Annotated in this window: 19 protein-coding genes and 1 pseudogene; 10 read left to right on the top strand and 10 right to left on the bottom strand. The window is 61.4% G+C overall.

The annotated features are described in order from the left end of the window. Positions 1 to 13: 13 nt before the first annotated feature. Positions 14 to 754, bottom strand: coding sequence for an SDR family NAD(P)-dependent oxidoreductase (locus G5S42_RS37990; RefSeq protein ID WP_176112020.1), 741 nt, complete (start codon positions 752 to 754; stop codon positions 14 to 16). A 121-nt stretch (positions 755 to 875) separates the two neighbouring features. On the opposite strand from G5S42_RS37990, the gene G5S42_RS37985 reads away from it, so the two are divergent. Beyond that, positions 876 to 1766, top strand: a complete 891-nt coding sequence (locus tag G5S42_RS37985) for a LysR family transcriptional regulator (RefSeq protein WP_176112019.1) — start codon at positions 876 to 878, stop codon at positions 1764 to 1766. A gap of 33 nt (positions 1767 to 1799) precedes the next feature. Here the strand turns inward: G5S42_RS37985 and G5S42_RS37980 are convergent, their stop codons facing one another. Next, entirely contained in the window at positions 1800 to 2690 is an 891-nt protein-coding gene (locus G5S42_RS37980) for a LysR substrate-binding domain-containing protein (RefSeq protein ID WP_176111832.1), read from the bottom strand. Positions 2691 to 2791: 101 nt separating this feature from the next. On the opposite strand from G5S42_RS37980, the gene G5S42_RS37975 reads away from it, so the two are divergent. Next, positions 2792 to 3382, top strand: a complete 591-nt coding sequence (locus G5S42_RS37975; RefSeq protein WP_176111831.1) for a LysE family translocator — start codon at positions 2792 to 2794, stop codon at positions 3380 to 3382. 77 nt (positions 3383 to 3459) lie between these two features. Here G5S42_RS37975 and G5S42_RS37970 read toward each other — a convergent pair whose 3' ends face one another. The 4 genes from G5S42_RS37970 to G5S42_RS37955 form a co-directional block, all read right to left on the bottom strand. Next, complete coding sequence (locus G5S42_RS37970) at positions 3460 to 4560, bottom strand: NADH:flavin oxidoreductase/NADH oxidase (RefSeq protein ID WP_176111830.1); 1101 nt, start codon at positions 4558 to 4560, stop codon at positions 3460 to 3462. A 254-nt stretch (positions 4561 to 4814) separates the two neighbouring features. Further along, complete coding sequence (locus G5S42_RS37965; protein WP_176111829.1) at positions 4815 to 5012, bottom strand: hypothetical protein; 198 nt, start codon at positions 5010 to 5012, stop codon at positions 4815 to 4817. An 86-nt stretch (positions 5013 to 5098) separates the two neighbouring features. After that, a complete protein-coding gene (locus G5S42_RS37960) occupies positions 5099 to 6448 on the bottom strand; it encodes an NAD(P)/FAD-dependent oxidoreductase (RefSeq protein WP_176111828.1) in 1350 nt (449 codons plus the stop codon). Positions 6449 to 6827: 379 nt separating this feature from the next. Then, on the bottom strand, positions 6828 to 7298 hold the full coding sequence (locus tag G5S42_RS37955; protein WP_176111827.1) for a ribonuclease: 471 nt from the start codon (positions 7296 to 7298) through the stop codon (positions 6828 to 6830). A 143-nt stretch (positions 7299 to 7441) separates the two neighbouring features. Between G5S42_RS37955 and G5S42_RS44650 the strand changes: the two genes are divergently transcribed. From G5S42_RS44650 to G5S42_RS37940, 3 genes are all read left to right on the top strand, one after another. Continuing rightward, positions 7442 to 7933 carry an NnrS family protein gene (locus tag G5S42_RS44650; protein ID WP_246392352.1) on the top strand — a complete coding sequence of 164 codons (492 nt, stop codon included), beginning with the start codon at positions 7442 to 7444 and terminating at the stop codon, positions 7931 to 7933. A 743-nt stretch (positions 7934 to 8676) separates the two neighbouring features. Beyond that, the gene (gene phbB, locus G5S42_RS37945) at positions 8677 to 9420 is read left to right on the top strand and encodes an acetoacetyl-CoA reductase (RefSeq protein ID WP_176111826.1); all 744 of its coding nucleotides are present in this window, start codon (positions 8677 to 8679) and stop codon (positions 9418 to 9420) included. Between the two features lie 701 nt (positions 9421 to 10121). Continuing rightward, the gene (locus G5S42_RS37940; protein ID WP_176111825.1) at positions 10122 to 10541 is read left to right on the top strand and encodes a DUF1810 domain-containing protein; all 420 of its coding nucleotides are present in this window, start codon (positions 10122 to 10124) and stop codon (positions 10539 to 10541) included. Between the two features lie 73 nt (positions 10542 to 10614). On the opposite strand, the gene G5S42_RS37935 is transcribed toward G5S42_RS37940, so the two are convergent. Next, positions 10615 to 11577 (bottom strand): Vgb family protein, encoded by a 963-nt coding sequence (locus G5S42_RS37935; protein ID WP_246392437.1) that lies wholly within the window; start codon positions 11575 to 11577, stop codon positions 10615 to 10617. A gap of 173 nt (positions 11578 to 11750) precedes the next feature. Continuing rightward, positions 11751 to 12460, bottom strand: a pseudogene (locus tag G5S42_RS37930) (zinc-binding dehydrogenase); the annotation flags it as partial. Positions 12461 to 12830: 370 nt separating this feature from the next. Here G5S42_RS37930 and G5S42_RS37925 point away from each other — a divergent pair. From G5S42_RS37925 to G5S42_RS37915, 3 genes are all read left to right on the top strand, one after another. Further along, positions 12831 to 13190, top strand: coding sequence for a hypothetical protein (locus G5S42_RS37925; protein WP_176111823.1), 360 nt, complete (start codon positions 12831 to 12833; stop codon positions 13188 to 13190). 581 nt (positions 13191 to 13771) lie between these two features. Beyond that, positions 13772 to 15457 (top strand): FAD-dependent oxidoreductase, encoded by a 1686-nt coding sequence (locus G5S42_RS37920; RefSeq protein ID WP_176111822.1) that lies wholly within the window; start codon positions 13772 to 13774, stop codon positions 15455 to 15457. A 5-nt stretch (positions 15458 to 15462) separates the two neighbouring features. Then, positions 15463 to 15654 carry a DUF2783 domain-containing protein gene (locus G5S42_RS37915; RefSeq protein WP_013094246.1) on the top strand — a complete coding sequence of 64 codons (192 nt, stop codon included), beginning with the start codon at positions 15463 to 15465 and terminating at the stop codon, positions 15652 to 15654. Positions 15655 to 15661: 7 nt separating this feature from the next. Here G5S42_RS37915 and G5S42_RS37910 read toward each other — a convergent pair whose 3' ends face one another. Both G5S42_RS37910 and G5S42_RS37905 read right to left on the bottom strand, forming a co-directional pair. Then, the gene (locus G5S42_RS37910; protein ID WP_176111821.1) at positions 15662 to 16516 is read right to left on the bottom strand and encodes an IclR family transcriptional regulator; all 855 of its coding nucleotides are present in this window, start codon (positions 16514 to 16516) and stop codon (positions 15662 to 15664) included. Positions 16517 to 16521: 5 nt separating this feature from the next. Continuing rightward, positions 16522 to 17325: an IclR family transcriptional regulator gene (locus tag G5S42_RS37905; RefSeq protein ID WP_176111820.1), complete on the bottom strand. Its 804-nt coding sequence runs from the start codon at positions 17323 to 17325 to the stop codon at positions 16522 to 16524. A gap of 206 nt (positions 17326 to 17531) precedes the next feature. On the opposite strand from G5S42_RS37905, the gene G5S42_RS37900 reads away from it, so the two are divergent. Then, the gene (locus tag G5S42_RS37900) at positions 17532 to 18491 is read left to right on the top strand and encodes an MBL fold metallo-hydrolase (RefSeq protein ID WP_176111819.1); all 960 of its coding nucleotides are present in this window, start codon (positions 17532 to 17534) and stop codon (positions 18489 to 18491) included. Positions 18492 to 18616: 125 nt separating this feature from the next. Then, positions 18617 to 19942, top strand: coding sequence for an MFS transporter (locus G5S42_RS37895; RefSeq protein WP_176111818.1), 1326 nt, complete (start codon positions 18617 to 18619; stop codon positions 19940 to 19942). Positions 19943 to 20184: the final 242 nt, after the last annotated feature.

Here is a 20184-nt window from a genome sequence, read left to right as displayed (position 1 = left end):
GCTTTTTCGACCGTCACACCTGGCCGATGCCACCGTCATTCATCAAATCGGCACCCGTCATATAGGAACTCTGTTCTGAGGCGAGAAAGAGCGCCGCGCCGGCCATCTCCTCGGCGCGGGCGAGTCGGCCGATCGGGACCATGCTCTTGTACATCCTCACCAGATCCTCGCGTGTCGCCGACTGGGAATCGAGTATCGGGGTGTCGGTGACACCGGGGCTCAGCATGTTGACGCGAATGCCGCGATCCTTGAATTCGGCAGCCCACGTGCGGGCATAGGAACGCAACGCGGCCTTCGTCGCCGCGTAGGCGGTGTGTCCTGGGATGCCCATCACGTGCATGGCCGACGAAACCAGAATGATCGACCCACCACCCGTCATCATCGGCAGCAGCTTTTTCACCAGAAAGACTGGGCCGCGCGCCATCAGGTTGAATGCCTTGTCGAAATGCTCAGGCGTGATGGTGTCGATCGAAGCCTGCTCGGTATAACCCGCGTTCGACACGATGATATCGACGACACCCTTTTCTTCCCTGACAACCGCAGCAACACGATCGAGGTCATCGAGATTCGCGGCGTCGGCCTGAATCGCGGTAACGTTGCGTCCGATCAGTTTGACGGCCTCCTCGAGCTGGCCTTGCCGACGGCCGAAGATAAAGACGTGAGCGCCTTCGGCGACGAACCGCTGGGCGATCGCAAAGCCGATACCGGTCGTTCCGCCGCTAATGACGGCGATCTTGCCTGCGAGAGTATTCATTGAAACTTCCGTCCGATGTTGAATGGAAGTCCCATCGTAATGGCGGCCGCCACGAATGATAATCGGCGGATTTATCATAAGATCCATTCACCGAAAGAATAGGTCCCACGAGAGGAATGCAATGGATCGGTTTCACGAATTGAACGCCTTCTTCGCCGTTGTCGAAGCGGGCGGCTTTTCCGCCGCGGCGCGCAGAACCGGCGAGTCACAGTCCTCTATCAGCAAGTCGATCGGCGCGCTGGAAAAGCGCCTCGGGGTACTGCTATTCAACCGCAGCACACGCAGCGTGACCTTGACCGATCAAGGGCAGAAATACTACGAGCGGACCAAGCCGTTGCTCGACGAGATCGAGGTGGCCGACAGCGAACTGACCAGCAGCACGCTGGATGTCTCGGGCCTTGTGCGGATCGCCTGCGCTTCTACATTCGGCCGCCTGCACGTTCTTCCGCTGATTCCCGAGCTGCTGTCGCGCCATCCCGGTCTTCGGGTCGATCTTGTGTTGTCGGATTTCGTGCGCGATATGGTGGAGGATCGAATCGATCTCGCGATTCGAGTGGGCTCCGTCAACGATCCGGATTCGGTTGTGAAGCGAATTGCCAGCACGCCGCTGGTCTGTGTCGGATCGCGTCGCTATTTCGAGCAACACGGAGTACCGAGGGAACCTGCGGAACTCGCCAATCACAACTGCCTGCTCTACGGTGGTCTGCTGGAATCGGCGAACTGGCCGTTTCATGGGGCACGAGGCCGGTTCAGCGTGCCGGTGCGAGGCAACCTGTCGTCGAATAGCGTCGAGACGATCCGATCGGCCGTGCTCGCGGGCGTGGGAATCGGCCTCTTCGCGAAGCTCTCGCTTGCCGACGAACTCAAGCATCCGGACATCGTGACCGTGCTCGACGATTTCATTCGGGACGCCCGTGATGTGAGCATCATCTGGCCGCGGCGGCGTTTCGTGCCTGCGCGCGTGCGCCGGGTCACTGATTTTTTCGCGGCTGCGCTGCCGCAGCGCTTGTAGGAACGCTCCAGAACGCACTTCAAACGCAGTACGTCACGCGATGTTCGCTAGCGGCGCGCGTCGCGTGCTTGCGTCGCTCGACATCGACTCGCGTACATGGCGCGCGAATTCCTGCGCCGCTGGCTGAACCGTCGCGGGCAAGCGCAGACATATCGCGAATGGAGGCAGTGCAGGCAAGCCGCTTACGCGAGGCGTGAGCGTCTCCAGATCGGCCGGCACCATGGAGGCGAGCCAACTCGTGACCGCGAGGCCCGCGCGCACCGTTGCGGCGGTCGCCTCGATGTTTCCGCTCTCGAACACCGTTCGCCACGCGATGCCCTCGTCCGCGAGCGCACCGAGCACCACCGAACGGAAAGCACAACGCTCGTCTACCATTGACAGCGGCAACGGCCGCTTCTGCCATACCTCACTGCCGCGCCCCTTGACCCACACCAACGGCTCGATGCAGACCACTTCACCTTCGGCTTCGCTCGCGACATATTCGACCAAGGACACGTCCACGCGACCGCTATTCACCGCCTCGCTCAGTTCTGGCGACGCCGCGCACATCAAGGTTATTTCGACGTGCGGATGCGCGCCGGCGAATGCCTTCATCGCGGGCGCAAGCCGCGTCACGAGATCGGGAGGCACGCCCACACGCAAGGCGCCGCGCAACGGCTGCGCGGTCATGTCGGCCCAGATTTCATCGTTCAACTGAAGCAGCTTGCGCGCCTTCACGAGAAACTGCTCGCCCTGGCGCGACAGTTCCAGCCGGCGCGTCTTGCGAACGAACAGAAGGCAATCCAGCACATCTTCGAGGCGCTTTATCTGCTGGCTCACCGCGCCTTGCGTCATGTGCAGCAAATTCGCAGCGACCGTCATGCTGCCGCTATCGGCGACGGCAACGAAGGTGCGGATCAGATCGAGGTCGAGATTTCGGCTCATCTATGCATTATGTCGCGTAATGTACCGCATCAATATTATTAGCTTTTACGATGCTTTGACGATCCGTACAGTGCAAATTCCTTGATTTCGGATCTGCACCGATGACCTCGATACTCCCGCTTCTGCTCTTCGTCGCCGTCGCGACCGCGACGCCCGGTGGCGCGACCACGCTCGCCACCGCCTCGGGCGCACGTTTCGGTTTCGTACGCTCGATACCGCTGATGCTCGGCATCGCTCTGGGCCTTGCGTTGCTCGCTGCGCTCGCCGCGCTCGGGTTGGGCGGTCTGCTTCTGGCGCTGCCGTCGCTGCAAACGGCGGTGAAAGCGCTCGGCTCCGCCTATCTGCTATGGCTCGCCTGGCGCATCGCGCGCAGCGGGCCGCCAAACGCGGGCAACGGCCCCGCGCGTCCGGTTACGCTCGTGAACGGTTTCCTGCTGCTCTGGCTCAACCCGAAAGGGTGGGCGATGACAGTCGGCGCGGCGGCGTCGTTCGCGCTGCTCGCAAACAACCCGAACCGCCTCGCGATGCTGCTCGGGGGAGCGTTCGGGGTGGCTGCCTGCGCGTCGCTCGCGCTATGGTGCGCGCTCGGCGTGCTACTCGCGCGGCTCTTTCGGACGCCACGCCACTGGCGCCTTCTCAATCTCGCGATGGGCGTGCTGCTCGCCGCATCCGTCATTCCGACCTGGCGATAAGCCTGACGCCGCGTTCGTCGATGTGTCGGAAGTTTGGTCGCCGCCCTGGTCGCCGCCCCGTTATCGACGAAGCCGATTCAAACGAACACCTTTCGCAGCCGACCGGGCTGAGAGCGAAGATACTGGTTCGGCGCCTTGACTTGAGTCCCAAAGTGACCGGCAGCGTGCCAGGGCCAGCGAGGGTCAAAGAGCACGGCCCGAGCAAGCGCGATCAGATCGGCGTCTCCGGTGCTGAGGATGGATTCGGCTTGTTCGAACTCGGTGATCATGCCGACGGCGATGACAGGGAGCGTCGTCGCCTGCTTCACTGCCCGCGCGAAGGGAACCTGATAGCCAGGCCCGATCGGAATTTGCGCGGCTGGGTTCGAACCGCCACTTGAGACATTGATTGCGGCGCAGCCTCTAGCCTCCAGCGCGTGGACAAAAGCGATCGCGTCCTGCACGGACCACCCGCCGTCCACCCAGTCGGTAGCGGATACTCGCATCGTCACGGGGCGATCATGCGAAAACGCTTCTCGCACGGCTTCGAAAACTTCAAGTGGAAAGCGCATCCGGTTTTCCAACGAACCGCCGTATTCGTCGTCCCTGTGATTTGACAGAGGCGACAGGAATTGATGGAGCAGATAGCCGTGCCCACCAAGAATCTGAATGAAATTCAACCCGAGCCGGGAGGCGCGCTGCGCTGCGGCCGAGAACGCGTCGCGAATGGCGGCCAGGCCATCGCGGTCCAAGGCGGTGGGTGGTGTCTCTCCGGCGGCAAAAGCGACCGGAGACGGGCCGTAGGTGTGCCAACCATTCGCGTCATCATAGGGAATCTGTGCGCCGCCGTCCCATAGCTTCTGTCGAGACCCCTTTCGGCCAGCATGGTTGAGCTGGATTCCAATCGGCGTGTCAGACCACCGCCGAATGCCGCCCAGCACTCGTGCCATGGCGGCTTCGCACTCGTCCGAATAGAGCCCGACGTCACCATAGCTGGTGCGTCCGTCGGGGGTGACCGCCGTCCCCTCGATCGTGAGTGCCGCCGCACCTGAAAGCGCCAGGTGGCCGAGGTGAATCAGGTGCCAATCGTTCATCTGGCCGTGTTCGGCGGAGTACTGGGCCATCGGGGCGATCACGATCCGGTTGGCCAATTTCAGGTTGCCGACTTGTATCGGCGTGAATAGCGTTGGCTGATTCATATCGACTCCTTGACTCAACGCCACCGCAAACCAGGCTGACTCCGCGAATCTCGATGACCTCGACTATTGACGGCGATTTTGCCTGCGAGAGAGAGGCATGGAGATCTTCTGTCTGGTGATGGATGAAAGCCAGATCATAGTTGCAAGATCGGGGAGTGATAATGCGCAGATTGTTCATAAGGCCAATTCCGGACCAGAATAGCCGTGAGCTCCGGCTCAATCGGTGAGTTGCCCGTTTCGTGACCCGAAGCGTATCAGTTGTAGCCAAGAACAGCGGCAGACGACACGTCTGGCCTCTCAGGCACATTCGAGGCGATCGTCGATACCGTCGATGCAAGAAACGATCGGTACACGGAGCGCGATCGATTTTCAGAGCCATCCTTGCCGTTTCGAGCGCGCGTGGCGCCACTGCTCGAGTCGACGCTGAAAGGCGATTGGTCGAAGCTGTTCATGGTTTCTCTCCGTCTTGCTGGTGTTTGGAATCGGTTGATTTATTTGTCACGGCCAGACCCTTCGGCCATTCACAACGAACTGTTGCTCAGTGCAGTTTGACGTGCGGCGCCGTGCTTCGACGGAGCCGATGCGCGAGGGTATTGACGATCATGCGTGCATAGCCATGCAGCGCTGCAACGTGCATCCGATACAGCGACAGGTACATGAAGCGGGCAAGCAGTCCGTCCACGAGCATGCTGCCGCCGATAAGGCCTCCCATCAGACTCCCCACCGCATTTGCATGCCCGAGCGACACTAGCGAGCCGAGATCGCGATAGGCAAACTCCGGAAGCTTTTGTCCCTCGATGCGTCGCCCGAGTGCCTTGACTAAAAACGATGCCTGCTGATGAGCCGCCTGGGCGCGCGGTGGCACATTGCGCTCGAAGCCCAACCATGGACACGCCGCGCAATCGCCGAATGCAAAGATATGGTCGTCCAGCTCGGTTTGAAGCGTGCGACGCACACTGAGTTGCCCCAGATGATTGACTGTCAGATCATCGAGAGTTGAAAGCACCGTGGGCGCCTTGATACCGGCGGCCCACACAGTGAGATCCGCACGTATCGTCTTGCCGTTCTTCGTGCGGATAAATCCGGGCGTGACCTCTGCGACCCGCTCGTCGACCATCAACTTGACATTGAGTTTGCCCAGCAATCTTGCAGCCGCGGTGGACACGCGCTCTTTCAACGCTGGCAGAATCCGCGGCCCTGCTTCAATCAGCACGATCCCGACGTCGTGTGTGGGGTCGAGCCGATGCAAGCCGTACGATGACAGTACCTTCGCGGTATTGCGCAATTCTGCGGACAATTCCACGCCCGTAGCGCCACCACCAACGATCACGACCTGAACACGAGGCGCGCGTTCGCCAGGCACTTCGCCAGCATCCCGCTCACCTGCGTTTTGTGTTTGTTCCGCGCGAATGCAAGCTGCAATCAGGCGCTTTCTGAAGCGTTCCGCTTGAGCGACGTTGTCAAGCGCGAGCGAGTTCTCCGCCGCGCCCGGCACGCCGAAGTAGTGCGTTGTACTACCGATGGCCAGAATCAACGAGTCGTACTCGATTCGGCGCGGCGGAATCAGTTCGGTTCCGTCGTCGTCGAGCAGTGGCGAAAGCAGGACGTGTCTGGAGCCACGATCCAGTCCGACGAGTTCGCCCTGGATGAACTGGAAGCCGTGCCACTGTGCTTGCGCGGCATACGCCAGTTCCTGTGCGAATGGATCGAGACTTCCCGCTGCGACCTCGTGCAATAGGGGCTTCCAGATATGCGTCGGGTTGCGGTCGATCAACGTAATGGACGCACGTTGCGCCCCGCCTCTTCGTCGACCGCCATAACGATCGCCTAGCCTCGTTGCGAGTTCAATGCCGCCCGCCCCTCCTCCCACGATCACAAAACGATGCATGAAGATCCTCCCTGGTCGACGACGCGCGGTACGGTAATCCAACGCAACGGTTGAGAACCACTATCGCAGATGCCCGATGGCAGGAAAATCTCATAGTTCTGATGGCTGCCTTCAGCTTTTCTGATTGACGAATCGCGCCGTCTGAAAACCGCTTGAGATCGTCTGCTGGGAGATAAGGATCGTTGTCAACGCAGACCCATTGGACAACTTCGGTCAGCGCCAATGGGATGCGGTCGCGGCGGCCATCGACTTATCCATTGCTCGAACACGACGACGCCATCATCGCCGGCGCGATCGGCATTGATCGCTAGCGCATGGTCAGGAGCGCGGGATTGATACGGTCGTCAGGTGTGCAGCGCTCACGCCGTTGATTCCTTCTTTATTCTGCAATGCGCTTAAAGCTGGCGTAGTAATCGTCGGTGTAATAGCACTCGCCGATCTGCTTGCGCGGCCCGCCACAGACTATCCGGCGTTGCCCGCGATCCGTCGCGCCAGGTGTGCGAACCGTATAGGTGTGGTAGTAGCCGCGCGGATGTTTCGGCAGCAAGCCCGCGGTGTTACGAAACAGGACGCCGTCGTCGCTAAACGGGAAGGGGCCGCCTGCTTTGATCAGGCGCAGTGTTTCGGCAGCCTCCGCCGGCAACTGCGCCTTGGTGACAGTGACCAGCGCCACCGTGCCTTGCGCGCCCGAGGCGGCGGCCGCTTCGCTCGCGCTTTGTGCAGGTTGAACCGGCGCCGAGCTCGCAGATGCGCCCGATGCCTCAGTGGCGTTTTGCGGTCCCTGCTTGCCGCATCCGCCGAAGATCACGCTCAACGCGACGATGCAGGAGAAAGCTGACGCTCTCTTCACGAAACGGTTCTCCCTTCGTTGACCAGCGCCCGACGACCAGGATAGATGTAAAGGTATCGCTAATGACGGGGCGAATCAACGTTCGATCGGAAATTGGCACTTTTACATGACAACCAGGCCGATGGGTTCCACCGCACCTGACGATGCTGTTTGTGAGGCTTCGTCTGGAGAGCGTCATCGGGCGGCCAGATGGCTCCGCTGGCGCGAACATTCGTCGCATGTGGCGAAAAGGCAGGACCGTCAGGATCGCATCAGGTCAAGTCGACACACCACCCCGCATCGCTCTGTTGGCGCTCGCGATTCATACCTTCACGGTGGGAGTCATTGGAACCGCGATCATCGCGACGATCACGCGGACCGCACGCGGACACACCGGACGCGAACTCGTGGCCGGTAAGGTCGAGGTCGCCTGCTACGGTCTGTTCATTCTGGCGACCTTGGTTCGGGTGCTCGGCCCTGGCTCGCGCCGCAGTTCACGATGGCCTGGATATACGCATCCGGTCTATGCGGGGCGGCCGCGCTGGTTCTCTATTGCGTGCGATACGGAGCGTGGCTTGTCCTCGCCCGTGTCGATGGCAAGCCGGGTTGAAGAACGCGTCCTCCTCGAAGCGGCTAGCAAGCGAGATCCGTCGTAGCCGCTTCGAACGCCTTCATTTCGCCCCGACGCCCGCTCGCTCGCGGCGTTGCCATCGAACCCGTCGAAACAGAGTCTCCTTCCCTGGCGGCAAGCATCGGCGCCGACGCTTCGGTGACCGAGTGCGGGCCCGCGCCGTCGATATGACCCATCCGCTTTTGTGGTCGGACGACCGGACGCGCGAACGATCGTTCGCACTGACTTCAAGAATGCGTGGGCGATAGTCGGCAGGCCAACGATGTACAAAAACTACATTTCTTTCATTGCAAAGATGTAGTTTTTCTACTACCATCGCCTCGTCGGTCGAACTTACGGCCGTTGCGAGACCTAGCCGACACGGTGCGCCTATCGCAATCGAAGGACAACAGATGGCTTCTCCGTACCTTCAGTTGTTACCGGTACCATTCGGGGCAAGGTAAGCGTACGCGAGGCGCGTCTTCTTGTGCAATCAGGTCTTTGTCGAATCCCCTTCGGGGTTTCATCTGATTAATTAGTCCTGCCAATGAAGTCATCAGAAGCGGAGTGCTCGCCCCACCTGGTCAGCAGACGAATGCGTGCGGAACCCCGCAAGGCAGGCCGTGCCATTTGTCCGCGACAGAGACAGAGGACCGATTCATTTTCGCCGCACGACCTGACGCAATTCAGGTCGCGGCAATACGTTGTGCCAAAGCAATGGCGGGTTGTGCGAGACGGCCATTGGGTTATTCACGATCCTCGCAGATATGACGATCACGGATGGAAAGAATGACGAAACGAATTGCTGTAGTGACTGGCGGTATGGGCGGTCTGGGAGAAGCGATCAGTACGAAACTGCACGATGCAGGTTATGCGGTGGTAGTCACGTACTCGCCGAACAACACCGGCGCAGCGGCATGGCTCGCGAACATGGAAGCTCAAGGCAGGAACTTTCGCGCGTATCCGGTCGATGTGGCCGACTACGATTCATGCCAGCACTGCGCAGCCAAAATTCAGTTTGAAGTCGGCCCGGTCGACATTCTGGTGAACAACGCCGGAATCACCGAGGACATGACGCTCCGGAAGATGAACAAGGTCAACTGGGACGCGGTCATCCGCACCAACCTGGACTCGGTGTTCAACATGACGAAGCCGCTGTGCGAGGAGATGGTCGCGCGGGGTTGGGGACGCATCGTCAACGTTTCGTCCGTCAACGGCTCGAAAGGCTCGATCGGCCAAACCAACTACGCAGCTGCCAAGGCCGGCATGCACGGCTTCACGAAATCGCTGGCGCTGGAAGTAGCGCGTAAGGGCGTTACCGTCAACACGGTTTCGCCGGGATACCTGGCCACCAAGATGGTCACGGCGATCCCTCAAGAGATCCTCGATACGAAGATCCTGCCGCACGTTCCTGTGGGGCGTCTGGGCAAGCCCGAGGAAGTGGCGGCGCTCGTGCTTTACCTCTGCTCGGACGACGCCAGCTTCGTGACGGGCGCCAATGTTGCGATCAACGGCGGCCAGCACATGCAGTAACAGTCGCGCGACGCCCGCGCCAGCCGGTTCGTGCAGAGACACCGCACGAACCGGCCCGAACCGCTGACGCAACACACCTATGCTTTCCAGAGAGGAACGTGTGATGAGTGAAACCTGGATGGGACTGGTGATCGGAGGCACTGCCCTTGGTATCGCAATGTTCATGGTCGTTAGCCACTATCGCCGCGAGCGAATGCGGGCACGAATGCTGCGGGAACTGAATCGTCACGACTCGTGGCATCAAACGCGCGCACGAAAGTGATTGCACGCCGTACATGGATATCCACCAGCGCATATGTATTGCCTGAAAGAAGCAGGCTCACCTGACGCCTGACGTACAGACCGGATTCAGTCGGTCACCACATTGAGAGAAGTGGATGAAAACTACAAGCAGAAAACCGTCTGGAGACAGAGCGAGCCCCTATACGCCCCAGACTGCCGAGGATGCGATTTCCCATCTCGAACGGATCCTGTCGGCGGGTGCCGCGGAATCCCTGTTCACCGGCGTCTACTGGCGCGCGCGGGTTCAGCAACTGAGCGCTACGCGAGGGCTGACTCCGTTGCAGCGAGCAAGGCTCGTGAGACTACTCAAATCTCTTCCATTGCCGGTACGGGGCGAAGATCGATCGTAGACCTGTACGATCATGCGCGCGAGAATCGTGATTCAACGATAGGTTTCCACGTTTGCAGCGGAGTACGAAATGGACGATCCCTACGACCTTCAACGCTTCCTCGATGCACAGGACCCGGTCTACGCCCAGGTATGCGATGAACTGAAGCATGGACGTAAGCGAAGCCACTGGATGTGGTTCGTGTTTCCTCAAATCGAGGGGCTCGGCACCAGCGCAATGGCTCAGCGATTCGCGCTTTCGTCGCTGGCCGAAGCGCAAGCGTACCTGCGCCACCCGATACTTGGCGCACGGCTGCGCGAAACCACGCAACTGGTCAACCTCGTCAGCGACCGCTCCATCGAAGAAATTTTCGGCTATCCGGATCACCTCAAGTTTCGCTCGTCGGTGACCCTGTTCGCGCGCGCCACGAACGACAACGATGTATTTGTCGAAGCTTTGCGCAAATATTTCGGCGGCGAGGCCGATCCGCGAACCCTCCAACTGCTCTAGCCATTTTGATAGCGGGCCCGCGCACGTGGGGCGCAGCGGACTGCGCAATTCCGTTCTCGGGGAAAGTGTGGCGTCACTGCCGGCCCGCACCGGCTGCACGGGACCGGTAAAGCAGCAGATGATCGGTCGCGGATTCGGACAGCCAGACCTCGCCTGGACGGCCCATCATTTGACGCACGTTCGCGTGGTCACGCGGCAGTGGCAAGACGTCGAACCGCTCGGTACGCGGATCGAAGCGCACTAGCGCATTAGCGCTCCATTCACTGAGCCAGACGATGTCCTGGTCGTCGACGAATATTGCGTACGCGTGCGGACCGTTACCGGGCAGCCGCCATTCGCGCCATTGATGCGTCGCGGGATCGAATACGCCGACTTTGCCGGCGTTCCACTCACTGATCCAGACGCGCCCGCTGGAATCGGCCCAGACGCGACGCGCGCCTTGATTCGCCGTTGGCGGCTCGATGATCTGTGCCGCGCCCGTCGTCCGGTCGATGCGACCGAGGTAGCTTCCCGCCAGCGAAGCGAAATACAGATCCCCAGTGCGCGTCACGCAGATACCGTAGGGCCCCGCGCCGCGTGGAGCATCGAAGACGCGCATGCGTCCGCTTTGCGGATCGAGCTCGCCGTAGACACCACTTTGCCCGGTAAACCACAGATGCCCCTGATTATCGAACACGGCGGTATTCAGATTGGCGTCTGACCGGTCCTTGGGCAGCGGAAAACGGGTGACGGCGAGCGTCTTCGGATCGATGCGCACGATTGCATTCTGGCCGCCGTCAGTGACCCACGCCGCACCATCGGGACCGACGATCACGCCATGTGGCGCCGATCCGGTGCCGAGCGCGATCGTGTCGATTTTGCCGCTGCGCGGGTCCAGCCGCCCGAGCGCTCCCCGCGCCTGCGCGGTGTACCACACGGTGCCGTCATGCGCCGGTGCGACGTCATGCGGTGCGCTGCCGGCCGGCACGGCGAAGCTTTCGAACGACGATGGCCGCTGTGCTTGCGCCTGCGCGAGGCCAAGGTTGCCCGCACTCATCGCGCAAGCGCTGGCGCAGATCGTCAAGGCAATCACAAACCGGGCGGTCGATCGCGGGGCACAGTTCGTGAGATGAATCAGCATCTGCGGTCTCCGTCGCTGTCTGTGTCAGCTAACGTATCACGAATACCACTTGCCGAGCTCAACCCGACGCTTCAGTGCCCGGCAGCGCTCTCGACATTGAGCGCGCCTTGCCGGATGGCGGCGAACACATCGTCCGCTCGCCGCTGCACCGTGGCGGCATCGGCGAGATGATCGGCCAGCCGCGGACGCGTGAGAAACAGCGAGCCCGCCTCACCAAGTTCGCAGGGATCGAGGTCGCGCATCGGTCCCGTGACCGAACCATAGTTGATGATCAGGCCGCGCACGCGTGCGGCGCGAAAGCTATCGCGCAAGGTAGCCTTACCGACCGCATCGAACACCACATCGACGCCCCTCCCGTGGGTCAACTCGCGAATCCGATCAGCGAAGGCGCCGTTTTTATAGAGCATCACATGATCCGCGCCGCGCGCTCGCGCGATAGCAGCCTTTTGCGGCGTACTCGTCGTCGCGAACACTTCCGCGCCGCGACGTCTCGCAAGCTGCACGAGCAACTGTCCGATGCCTCCTGAGGCCGCATGCACGAGACAGGTCATGCCCGCTTCGAGCTTCGCCACGTCTTCGATCAGATAGTGCGCCGTCGAACCCTGAAAGATCGACGCAGCCGCAATGTCGTAGCGATATCGTCCGGCAGGCGCGCGAGCCGCGCGGCGGGCCCGATCGCAAAGTCGGCGTATGCGCCCCACGATATCAGCACCTCGCCGGAACCCGGCTTCGGTATGTCGAGTTCGACACGGCGCAGCACCTCGGGACCGCCGTATTCATGAATCTGGATCGCTCGCATAAACCCGTCTCCGCTGGTTTCGCTCAGTCGTGGCGGTCCGGTTGTCGATTCACACACCGTCGAATGATCGTCGGCACAACTGCGTAAATCAACACGAGGAGACCCGCCGCACGGACGATCAGCGGCGACCCCGCAAGGTCGGGCACTAAATTCAGCCCTGCCAATAGAGGGTTTACCCTGGCAAATCTCAATGAAAGCTATTTGAAATGAATGTGACGTTCGTTAGAATGGGTCCTGTGCTGAGACGAATCCGAAAGAGTCCATCAGCGCCTCGCTGTACCGGAGGCAACCGCAGTCGGCTGACAACCTCACCTCACTTAGAAGACAGTCGTCATTATTCAGTAGACCTCAATTGAACGGAGAGTAAATCATGAGCCGCCTTACCAACCGAATCGCCACAACGCTCGTCGTGCTCGGCCTGATGACTTCGGGCGCAGCTATCGCGCAGCAGCCAACCACGACGGCGCCCCCGGTCGCAGAGGTTGCTACCGTGCCGGCGACTACCCACAATGACCCTATCGTTCAGAAGCGAAACGAGATTCGCGAGGCCAACCGCGAACAACGCGCCCGGACCGCGGAAGCCAGAAAGGCATTCAGGGCCGAAGCTCGCGATGCCCGGCAAGAACGCAACCAGGCGGCGAGCGAATCCCGCGACCGCGCACGCGCGGCCTTGGCTGAATCGGCACAACCTGGCACGACTCAGGCCGGCGCGGCGCATACCACCCAATGAGTCATAAACGCTACGGGGTTTGTTCAGGAAGAGCGGGGGCCGGTCCTCAGCGGAGAAGAATCAAATCGAAGATGATCAGTCGGCACCCGGCCCTTCCTAACAGCGGAGCCCTCGCATGTGCGAGCGGCTCCGCAATTTTTTATATGGCAGTTTTTAGCAACTTCACCGTAGCAAGCCGGCCGGCCATCTCACTCAAAACCTGAACTGTGCGACGCAGTCAACGAGGTTTGCAGCCTGTTGCCTCGAGCTCTCCGCCGCCGAAGCCCTTTCGTCGACGCGCGCTACGTTTTGCTGCGTTGTTTCGTCTATCTGATTGACCGCTTCACCGACTTGCCCGACGCCGACGCTCTGCTGCGCACCAGCGTTGCTGATTTCCGCGATGAGAACACTCACTCGCTGAATCGCCTCCACGACCTGCGAGTCAGCGATTTCGTTGCAAGGTCAGCACATGCGGGAGCAAACCGCACCAGGGTAAATACAGATTCGATCGCTCGAAAAGCTTTATAAAATGAGCAGCATTAGCAAGGAGCAATAGTGCTTGCTATAGATTAATCGAAGATATCCGCAGAACCGGAGACGCCATGCAGATCGACTACCAAACGATGCGCTTCGACTACGAGCGAGCCGCCGACCACGATGCCGGTGCCCCGCTCACCTATCCGGTCGTCGTGATCGGCGCTGGCCCGGTCGGGTTGTCCGCGGCCATCGATCTGGCCCAGCAGGGCGTTCGCACCGTGCTGCTCGACAACGACGACACGCTGTCGAGCGGTTCGCGCGCAATCTGTTTTGCGAAGCGCACGCTGGAAATTTTCGACCGCCTCGGCTGTGGCAAGCAGATGGTCGACAAAGGCGTGAGCTGGAACGTCGGCAAGGTGTTCCTGCAGGACGAGCTGATTTATACCTTCAACCTGCTGCCCGAAACAGGCCACGCGCGACCTGCGTTCATCAACCTGCAGCAGTACTACGTCGAAGGCTATCTGGCAGACCAGGCGAAGCAGACCGCGAATCTGCAAATGCGCTGGAAAAGCAATGTGATCGGAGTGACGCAGCAAGACGACCATGTCGAGTTGCAGGTCGAAACGCCCGACGGCATTTATCCGATGCGCGCTCAATACGTGGTCGCCGCCGACGGCGCGCGCAGCGCGGTGCGCAAGGCGCTCGGTCTCGACAGCCACGGTCGAACCTTCAAAGACCGCTTCCTGATCGCGGATGTGAAAATGAAGGCGCCGTTTCCGACCGAACGCTGGTTCTGGTTCGATCCGCCCTTCCATCGCAATCAATCGGTACTGCTGCACAGGCAACCCGACCACGTCTGGCGCATCGATTTCCAGCTCGGCTGGGACGCCGATCCGGTCGCGGAGAAACAGCCTGAAAAAGTGATTCCGCGCGTCAAAGCGCTGCTCGGCGACGATGCCGAGTTCGAGCTCGAATGGGTCAGCGTCTACACGTTTTCGTGTTTGCGGATGGACAGCTTCCGGCATGGCCGCGTGCTGTTCGCGGGCGATTCGGCGCACGGTGTCTCGCCGTTCGGCGCGCGCGGCGCGAATAGCGGCGTGCAGGATGCCGACAATCTCGCCTGGAAGCTGCGGCTCGTCGTCAACGGCGACGCGCCGCCGGCGCTGCTCGATACTTATGCATCGGAGCGCGAATACGCGGCGGACGAAAACATCCTGAACTCATCGCGCGCCACCGACTTCATCACGCCGAAAAGCGCGGTGTCGCGTATGTTCCGCGATGCGACGCTCAAGCTTGCGAAAGAGTGTCCGTTCGCGCGGCGCATCGTCAACAGCGGCCGTCTGTCGGTGCCGGCGATTCTGCGCGACTCGCCGCTGAACACACCCGACGCCGACGTGTTCACCTGTGGGATGGTGCCCGGTGCGGCAAGCACCGACGCGCCCGTCAAGGTGGCTGGCGAAAGCGCCTGGTTCCTGAATCAGACCGGACATGGCGGCTTCACGGGCGTGCACTTCTGCGGCCAGGGAGACGACCTGACGAAATGCGCCGAACAGCTTCGCGCGCTCGCCGGTCTCGCGGTGCCGGTCCACTCGTTGATCGTCGTGCCGCGCGGCGCGCCCGTGACCGCTTTGCCGGACATGCCTCACGTCACGGTGATCGAAGATGTAGAAGGCATTCTCACGCATCGCTTCGATGCGCGGCCCGGCACGTTTTATCTGCTGCGTCCGGACCAGCACGTCTGCGCGCGCTGGCGCGCTCTCGACACCGCATCGGTCACCAAGGCAGTGGATCGCGCAACTTGCAACGGATAACCATCATGACCAAGCTGAACATCGAAACGAACATGGCCGATCCCGATGCGTTCTATGAAAAACTCATCGACGCGCACAACGGACTGACCGACGAGCAAAGCCACTTCATGAACGCGAAGCTCGTGCTGCTGCTCGCGAACCACATCGGCGATGCCGACGTGCTGCTCGAAGCGCTTGCGCTGGCGCGCGCGGATTGAACCAGGTTCAGTGCCCAATCCAGCCGAATCGCCACGACAGCCGTCGTGTCGTGGCGAGCAGCCTCTGCGCGGTCGCGCCGCCCAGGCTGAAATCAGCGCCGCCCGACGGACCGATCACCGCGACCACCAGACTGACGCTGCCTGTGTGATCGAACACGGGCGCGGCCAACGCGCCGATGCCCGGCACCGGCGCATCGAGTGCGTCATCGATACCGTCGTTGCGCACTTTCGCGCGCCGTGCCAGATAGGTCGGGACCAATGACGGCGCGCCCTTTTTCGACGACACGAACACCTCCGCGGCCGGCGCGCCAGCAAGTCTGATCGATTCCTGCGACAACAGCCCGACCAATACGTCGTCCGCGAGATGCGCGGCGAACACGCGCCCTATCGCCGTGTTGACGAGCGACATCACGGTGCCCACGCGCAGGCTCACGTGTTGCGGTCGCGCCGATTCCTCGAAGCGGATAACGGTAGGCCCCAAAGGTCCAAGAATCGCCACTGCGACGCTCATGCCGGACTCCGCCGCGAGCGTGACGATCTCCGGTTCGGCATCGCGAATCGGCGACATGCGCTGCAACGCGATCAGGCCGAGCTCCATGCCGAGCGGTCCCGCGCCGAAAAGACCCGCGTCGTCGCGGCTCAGCAAGCCCACCTTGAGCAGACTCACCAGATGCGGAAACGCCTTGGCGGCGGGCATATCGGCGGCGGCGGCCAGATCGCGCAGCGACAGCGGGCGGCCGGCGGCAACGAGTGCCAGCAGGAGATCACCGGTGTTGTCGAGCGCGCTGATGCCGCGCTGAGCTTTCGTATCGCTGAGTGGGGGCGTGTTCGCGTCGGACGCGTCCGGGGTTTCGATCTGCATGATTCTCAGGTGGGTATAACCAGCGCTGCGGTGATGCGTCGGGAAGTTTCGAGCAACTGACGTGCGACCGCGCCATCCCACGCGACGTCGATCGAGCCCGACGAGCCGATCGCCGTCAACGCGAGCTGCATCCGTTGGTCGCCATCGAACACCGGCACGCTCAGACTGCTGATGCCAGGACTCGGCGCATCGATACCGCGCTCGATGCCGCGCGCGCGGATCTCATCGAAGCGCTTTCGCCATTCGGCGCTAGCCGACCCTTTGGCAGCGCGGCCGCGCGCCGGCGTCGGCTCCGCCGACTGCGCCTGGCTTCGCGCCATTTCCGCGACCTGCTCGGGTGGGCAAAACGCGCAGAAGACGCGGCCCGTCGATGTCGCTTCGAGCGACATCACCGTGCCGATGTGCAGATTGACATGCAGTGGCGCACCGCTGCGCTCGTACCGGACGATGGTCGGTCCCTGCACGCCCGCCACGCAGATCGCGACGCAAAGACCGATCCGCTCCGCGAGCGCAGCCGCGTGGGGCGCCGCGATGCGATAGACGGGCTGCTGTTCGATATGCATCAGGCCAAGCCGCAACGATAGCGGCCCCGGCTCGTAGTTTCCGGTTAGCGCGTCGCGCTTGACGAGGCCGAGCCGCGTCAGGCTCACCAGATACGTATGCGCCTGCGCCGACGACAACTGCGCCTCGCCGGCCAGTTCGGTCAGCCCGAGCGGCTCGCGCTGTCGCGCCAGCGCCTGCAGCAGCCGTCCGCCGACCTCGACGCTTTGAATGCCCCGCTGTTTCTTTTCGCTTGTCGTATCAGCCATCGTGTTGTCCGACCTTGCCTCGAAGGAGATTCGGCCCGTTCGGTGTCGCCCGTGGAAGGCCTAGATGGTATCCGATCGGACCGTGCCGACCAACCAACGGAGTTTACCCTGGCTTAGTGAATGACAAGGTATTTTGTCATTGACAAATGTCCGTGCGACGACGACTATTAGTCATCCCCCAAACGAATCGCGAGACGGAGACAGACATGGCGAAGGCTTTCGCATCCCAGACCGACCTGGAAGAAAAGAAGATCACGTGGACCCAATTGTCGGAAAACGCGTATGCGTACACGGCCGAGGGCGACCCTAACTCGGGCGTGATCGTCGGCGACGACGGCGTGCTGATCGTCGACACCACCGCCACGCCGGCCATGGCGCAAGACCTGATCGCGAAGATCCGCAGCGTCACCGACAAGCCGATCAAATACGTCGTGCTGTCGCACTATCATGCAGTGCGCGTGCTGGGGGCGTCGGCGTACTTCAAGGAAGGCGCGCAGCAGGTGATCGCCAGCCGCGGCACTTACGAAATGATCGTCGAGCGCGGCGAAGCCGATATGAAGTCGGAGATCGAACGCTTCCCGCGCCTTTTTGCAGGCGTCGAAACGGTGCCCGGCCTGACGTGGCCGACGCTGGTGTTCGAAAAGGAAATGACGCTCTTTCTCGGCAAGCTCGAGGTGCGCATCGCGCATCTCGGCTCGGGCCACACGAAGGGCGACACTATCGTCTGGCTGCCATCGCAGAAGGTGTTGTTCTCCGGCGACCTGGTCGAGTACGACGCGGCCTGTTACTGCGGCGACGCGCAACTCGAACAATGGCCGGCAACGCTCGAAGCATTGCGCGCGCTGAATGCGGAGAAGCTGGTGCCGGGCCGCGGCCCCGCGCTGCTGTCGCCGGCGGAAGTGAACAAGGGCCTCGACTACACGAAAGACTTCGTGACCACGCTATTGCAGGCGGGCCGCGATGCGTTCAGGGACAAGCTCGATCTGAAGGGTGCGATGGCGCTAACGCGCAAGGCGATGGACCCGAAGTTCGGCAACGTCTTCATCTATGAGCATTGCCTGCCGTTCGACGTGTCGCGAGCCTACGACGAAGCGAGCGGCATCAGCCATCCGCGCATCTGGACCGCGCAGCGCGATAAGGAGATGTGGGACGCCCTGCAGAGCTGATCGCCCCACGCACTCCGGGAAAGACCGTCCGGTCTTTCCTTTTCCCCGTTCAAACCATGAAGGCGCGCTAGACGCCTCGGGCGCGCTCGTCTTCGTACAGGCGCGCTCCGCACCTGGAGCGAGACATGCAGCATTCCCTCGATGGCAACGCCATTGGCCACGCCGCGTCCGTCGCTAGCGACGATTCGATGTTCAGAAAGGTCGCGTGGCGCATCGTGCCGTTTCTGTTTCTTTGCTACGTCGTGTCGTTTCTGGACCGGATCAACATCGGCTTCGCGCAATTGCAGATGAAGCATGATCTCGGCTTCAGCGACGCGATGTATGGACTCGGCGCAGCCGTGTTCTATGTCGGCTATGTTCTGTGCGAGGTGCCGAGCAACATCCTGTTGGCCAAATACGGTGCGCGTAAAACCTTCATGCGGATCATGCTGCTGTGGGGCATCGCGTCGATGTGCATGATGTTCGTGTCGAAGCCCGCGCACTTTTACGTTCTGCGCTTCATGCTGGGCGTGTTCGAGGCGGGCTTTTTCCCGGGCATCGTGCTGTATCTGACGTACTGGTTTCCGGCCAGCCGGCGCGCCGCCGTGATCTCGGTGTTTTTCGCGGGCGTGGCGGTCGCGGGCGTGCTCGGCGGACTTTTCTCCGGCTGGATCATGCGGGACATGGGCGGCGTGCTGAAGCTGTTCGGATGGCAATGGATGTTTGCGATCGAAGGCGCACCGGCTGTGATTCTCGGATTGCTGTCGTGGCGCTATCTGGTCGACAAACCTCACGACGCGAGCTGGCTCACGCAGGCAGAAAAGGACCGGCTCGTCGCGCTTTGCGTGCAAGGTCAGGCGAAAGACAGTGGGCATCATGGTCGCAGCTTCGCTGCGGCGTTGCTCAATCCGCGCGTCTATCTGTTCGCGTTCATCTATTTTTCGCTGACCTGTGCATCGCTGACACTCAACTTCTGGATGCCGTTGATGGTTCGTGATTTCGGCGTTCAGGATGTCGTGGCGGTGAGTCTTTACACCGTGGTGCCGAATGCGATCGGCGCGGTGGGTTTGATTCTGATTGCGCGTCGTTCGGATCGAACTGGGGAACGGCGTAAGCATTTTGCTTTCTGCACGGTGGGCGGGGGTCTCGCGCTCGCGGCACTTACGCTGCACCTGAGCAGCTTTGCTGCGATGCTGGGTATCTTGTCGCTGGCTGCCGTGTTGATTTTCGCGGCGCTGCCGATCTTTTGGGCGGTGCCTACGGGCTATCTGTCCGGGAAAGCGGCTGCGTCGGGGATTGCGTTTATTAGCAGTATTGGGATTACGAGCGGGATCATCAGTCCGTGGGTGATCGGTCAGATACGTACGATGACGGGGAATATGGATGTCGCCATCTATTTGCTTGCGGGTTTGCTTGTGGTTAGTGGGGTTGCGTTGATGGTTGGTGTGAAAGCCGAGGCGGGGCGGCGTTAAAATGCTCGCCCAGCGGTAGTCATACTGCACCGTTCGACCTGCCGCGCTGATCCTCTTGACGATGCGGCCATCGATGTCCTGGTACGTGCGCTCGCGATTACCCAGCGCATACCACGACTTCGACACGGCGGGTTGCGCGAGACCGCATTTCCGCTGCTGCGTGCTCAGATGCCCGTTCGCATCCTTCAGGCCCACGAGGTTGCCCGTCACATCGTAGTAGTACGTGGCAGCGGGGGCATCTC

The sequence above is a fragment of the Paraburkholderia youngii genome, from assembly GCF_013366925.1.
Taxonomy (GTDB): domain Bacteria; phylum Pseudomonadota; class Gammaproteobacteria; order Burkholderiales; family Burkholderiaceae; genus Paraburkholderia; species Paraburkholderia youngii.
Note: the sequence above shows the minus strand (reverse complement) of the source record. Positions and strands in the feature narration are given on the sequence as shown.

Coding starts and splice junctions, on each gene's coding strand:
- G5S42_RS37990 (WP_176112020.1), bottom strand. CDS start 754: ATGAATACTCTCGCAGGCAAGATCGCCGTCATTAGCGGCGGAACGACC.
- G5S42_RS37985 (WP_176112019.1), top strand. CDS start 876: ATGGATCGGTTTCACGAATTGAACGCCTTCTTCGCCGTTGTCGAAGCG.
- G5S42_RS37980 (WP_176111832.1), bottom strand. CDS start 2,690: ATGAGCCGAAATCTCGACCTCGATCTGATCCGCACCTTCGTTGCCGTC.
- G5S42_RS37975 (WP_176111831.1), top strand. CDS start 2,792: ATGACCTCGATACTCCCGCTTCTGCTCTTCGTCGCCGTCGCGACCGCG.
- G5S42_RS37970 (WP_176111830.1), bottom strand. CDS start 4,560: ATGAATCAGCCAACGCTATTCACGCCGATACAAGTCGGCAACCTGAAA.
- G5S42_RS37965 (WP_176111829.1), bottom strand. CDS start 5,012: ATGAACAGCTTCGACCAATCGCCTTTCAGCGTCGACTCGAGCAGTGGC.
- G5S42_RS37960 (WP_176111828.1), bottom strand. CDS start 6,448: ATGCATCGTTTTGTGATCGTGGGAGGAGGGGCGGGCGGCATTGAACTC.
- G5S42_RS44650 (WP_246392352.1), top strand. CDS start 7,442: ATGCTGTTTGTGAGGCTTCGTCTGGAGAGCGTCATCGGGCGGCCAGAT.
- phbB (WP_176111826.1), top strand. CDS start 8,677: ATGACGAAACGAATTGCTGTAGTGACTGGCGGTATGGGCGGTCTGGGA.
- G5S42_RS37940 (WP_176111825.1), top strand. CDS start 10,122: ATGGACGATCCCTACGACCTTCAACGCTTCCTCGATGCACAGGACCCG.
- G5S42_RS37935 (WP_246392437.1), bottom strand. CDS start 11,577: ATGAGTGCGGGCAACCTTGGCCTCGCGCAGGCGCAAGCACAGCGGCCA.
- G5S42_RS37925 (WP_176111823.1), top strand. CDS start 12,831: ATGAGCCGCCTTACCAACCGAATCGCCACAACGCTCGTCGTGCTCGGC.
- G5S42_RS37920 (WP_176111822.1), top strand. CDS start 13,772: ATGCAGATCGACTACCAAACGATGCGCTTCGACTACGAGCGAGCCGCC.
- G5S42_RS37915 (WP_013094246.1), top strand. CDS start 15,463: ATGACCAAGCTGAACATCGAAACGAACATGGCCGATCCCGATGCGTTC.
- G5S42_RS37910 (WP_176111821.1), bottom strand. CDS start 16,516: ATGCAGATCGAAACCCCGGACGCGTCCGACGCGAACACGCCCCCACTC.
- G5S42_RS37905 (WP_176111820.1), bottom strand. CDS start 17,325: ATGGCTGATACGACAAGCGAAAAGAAACAGCGGGGCATTCAAAGCGTC.
- G5S42_RS37900 (WP_176111819.1), top strand. CDS start 17,532: ATGGCGAAGGCTTTCGCATCCCAGACCGACCTGGAAGAAAAGAAGATC.
- G5S42_RS37895 (WP_176111818.1), top strand. CDS start 18,617: ATGCAGCATTCCCTCGATGGCAACGCCATTGGCCACGCCGCGTCCGTC.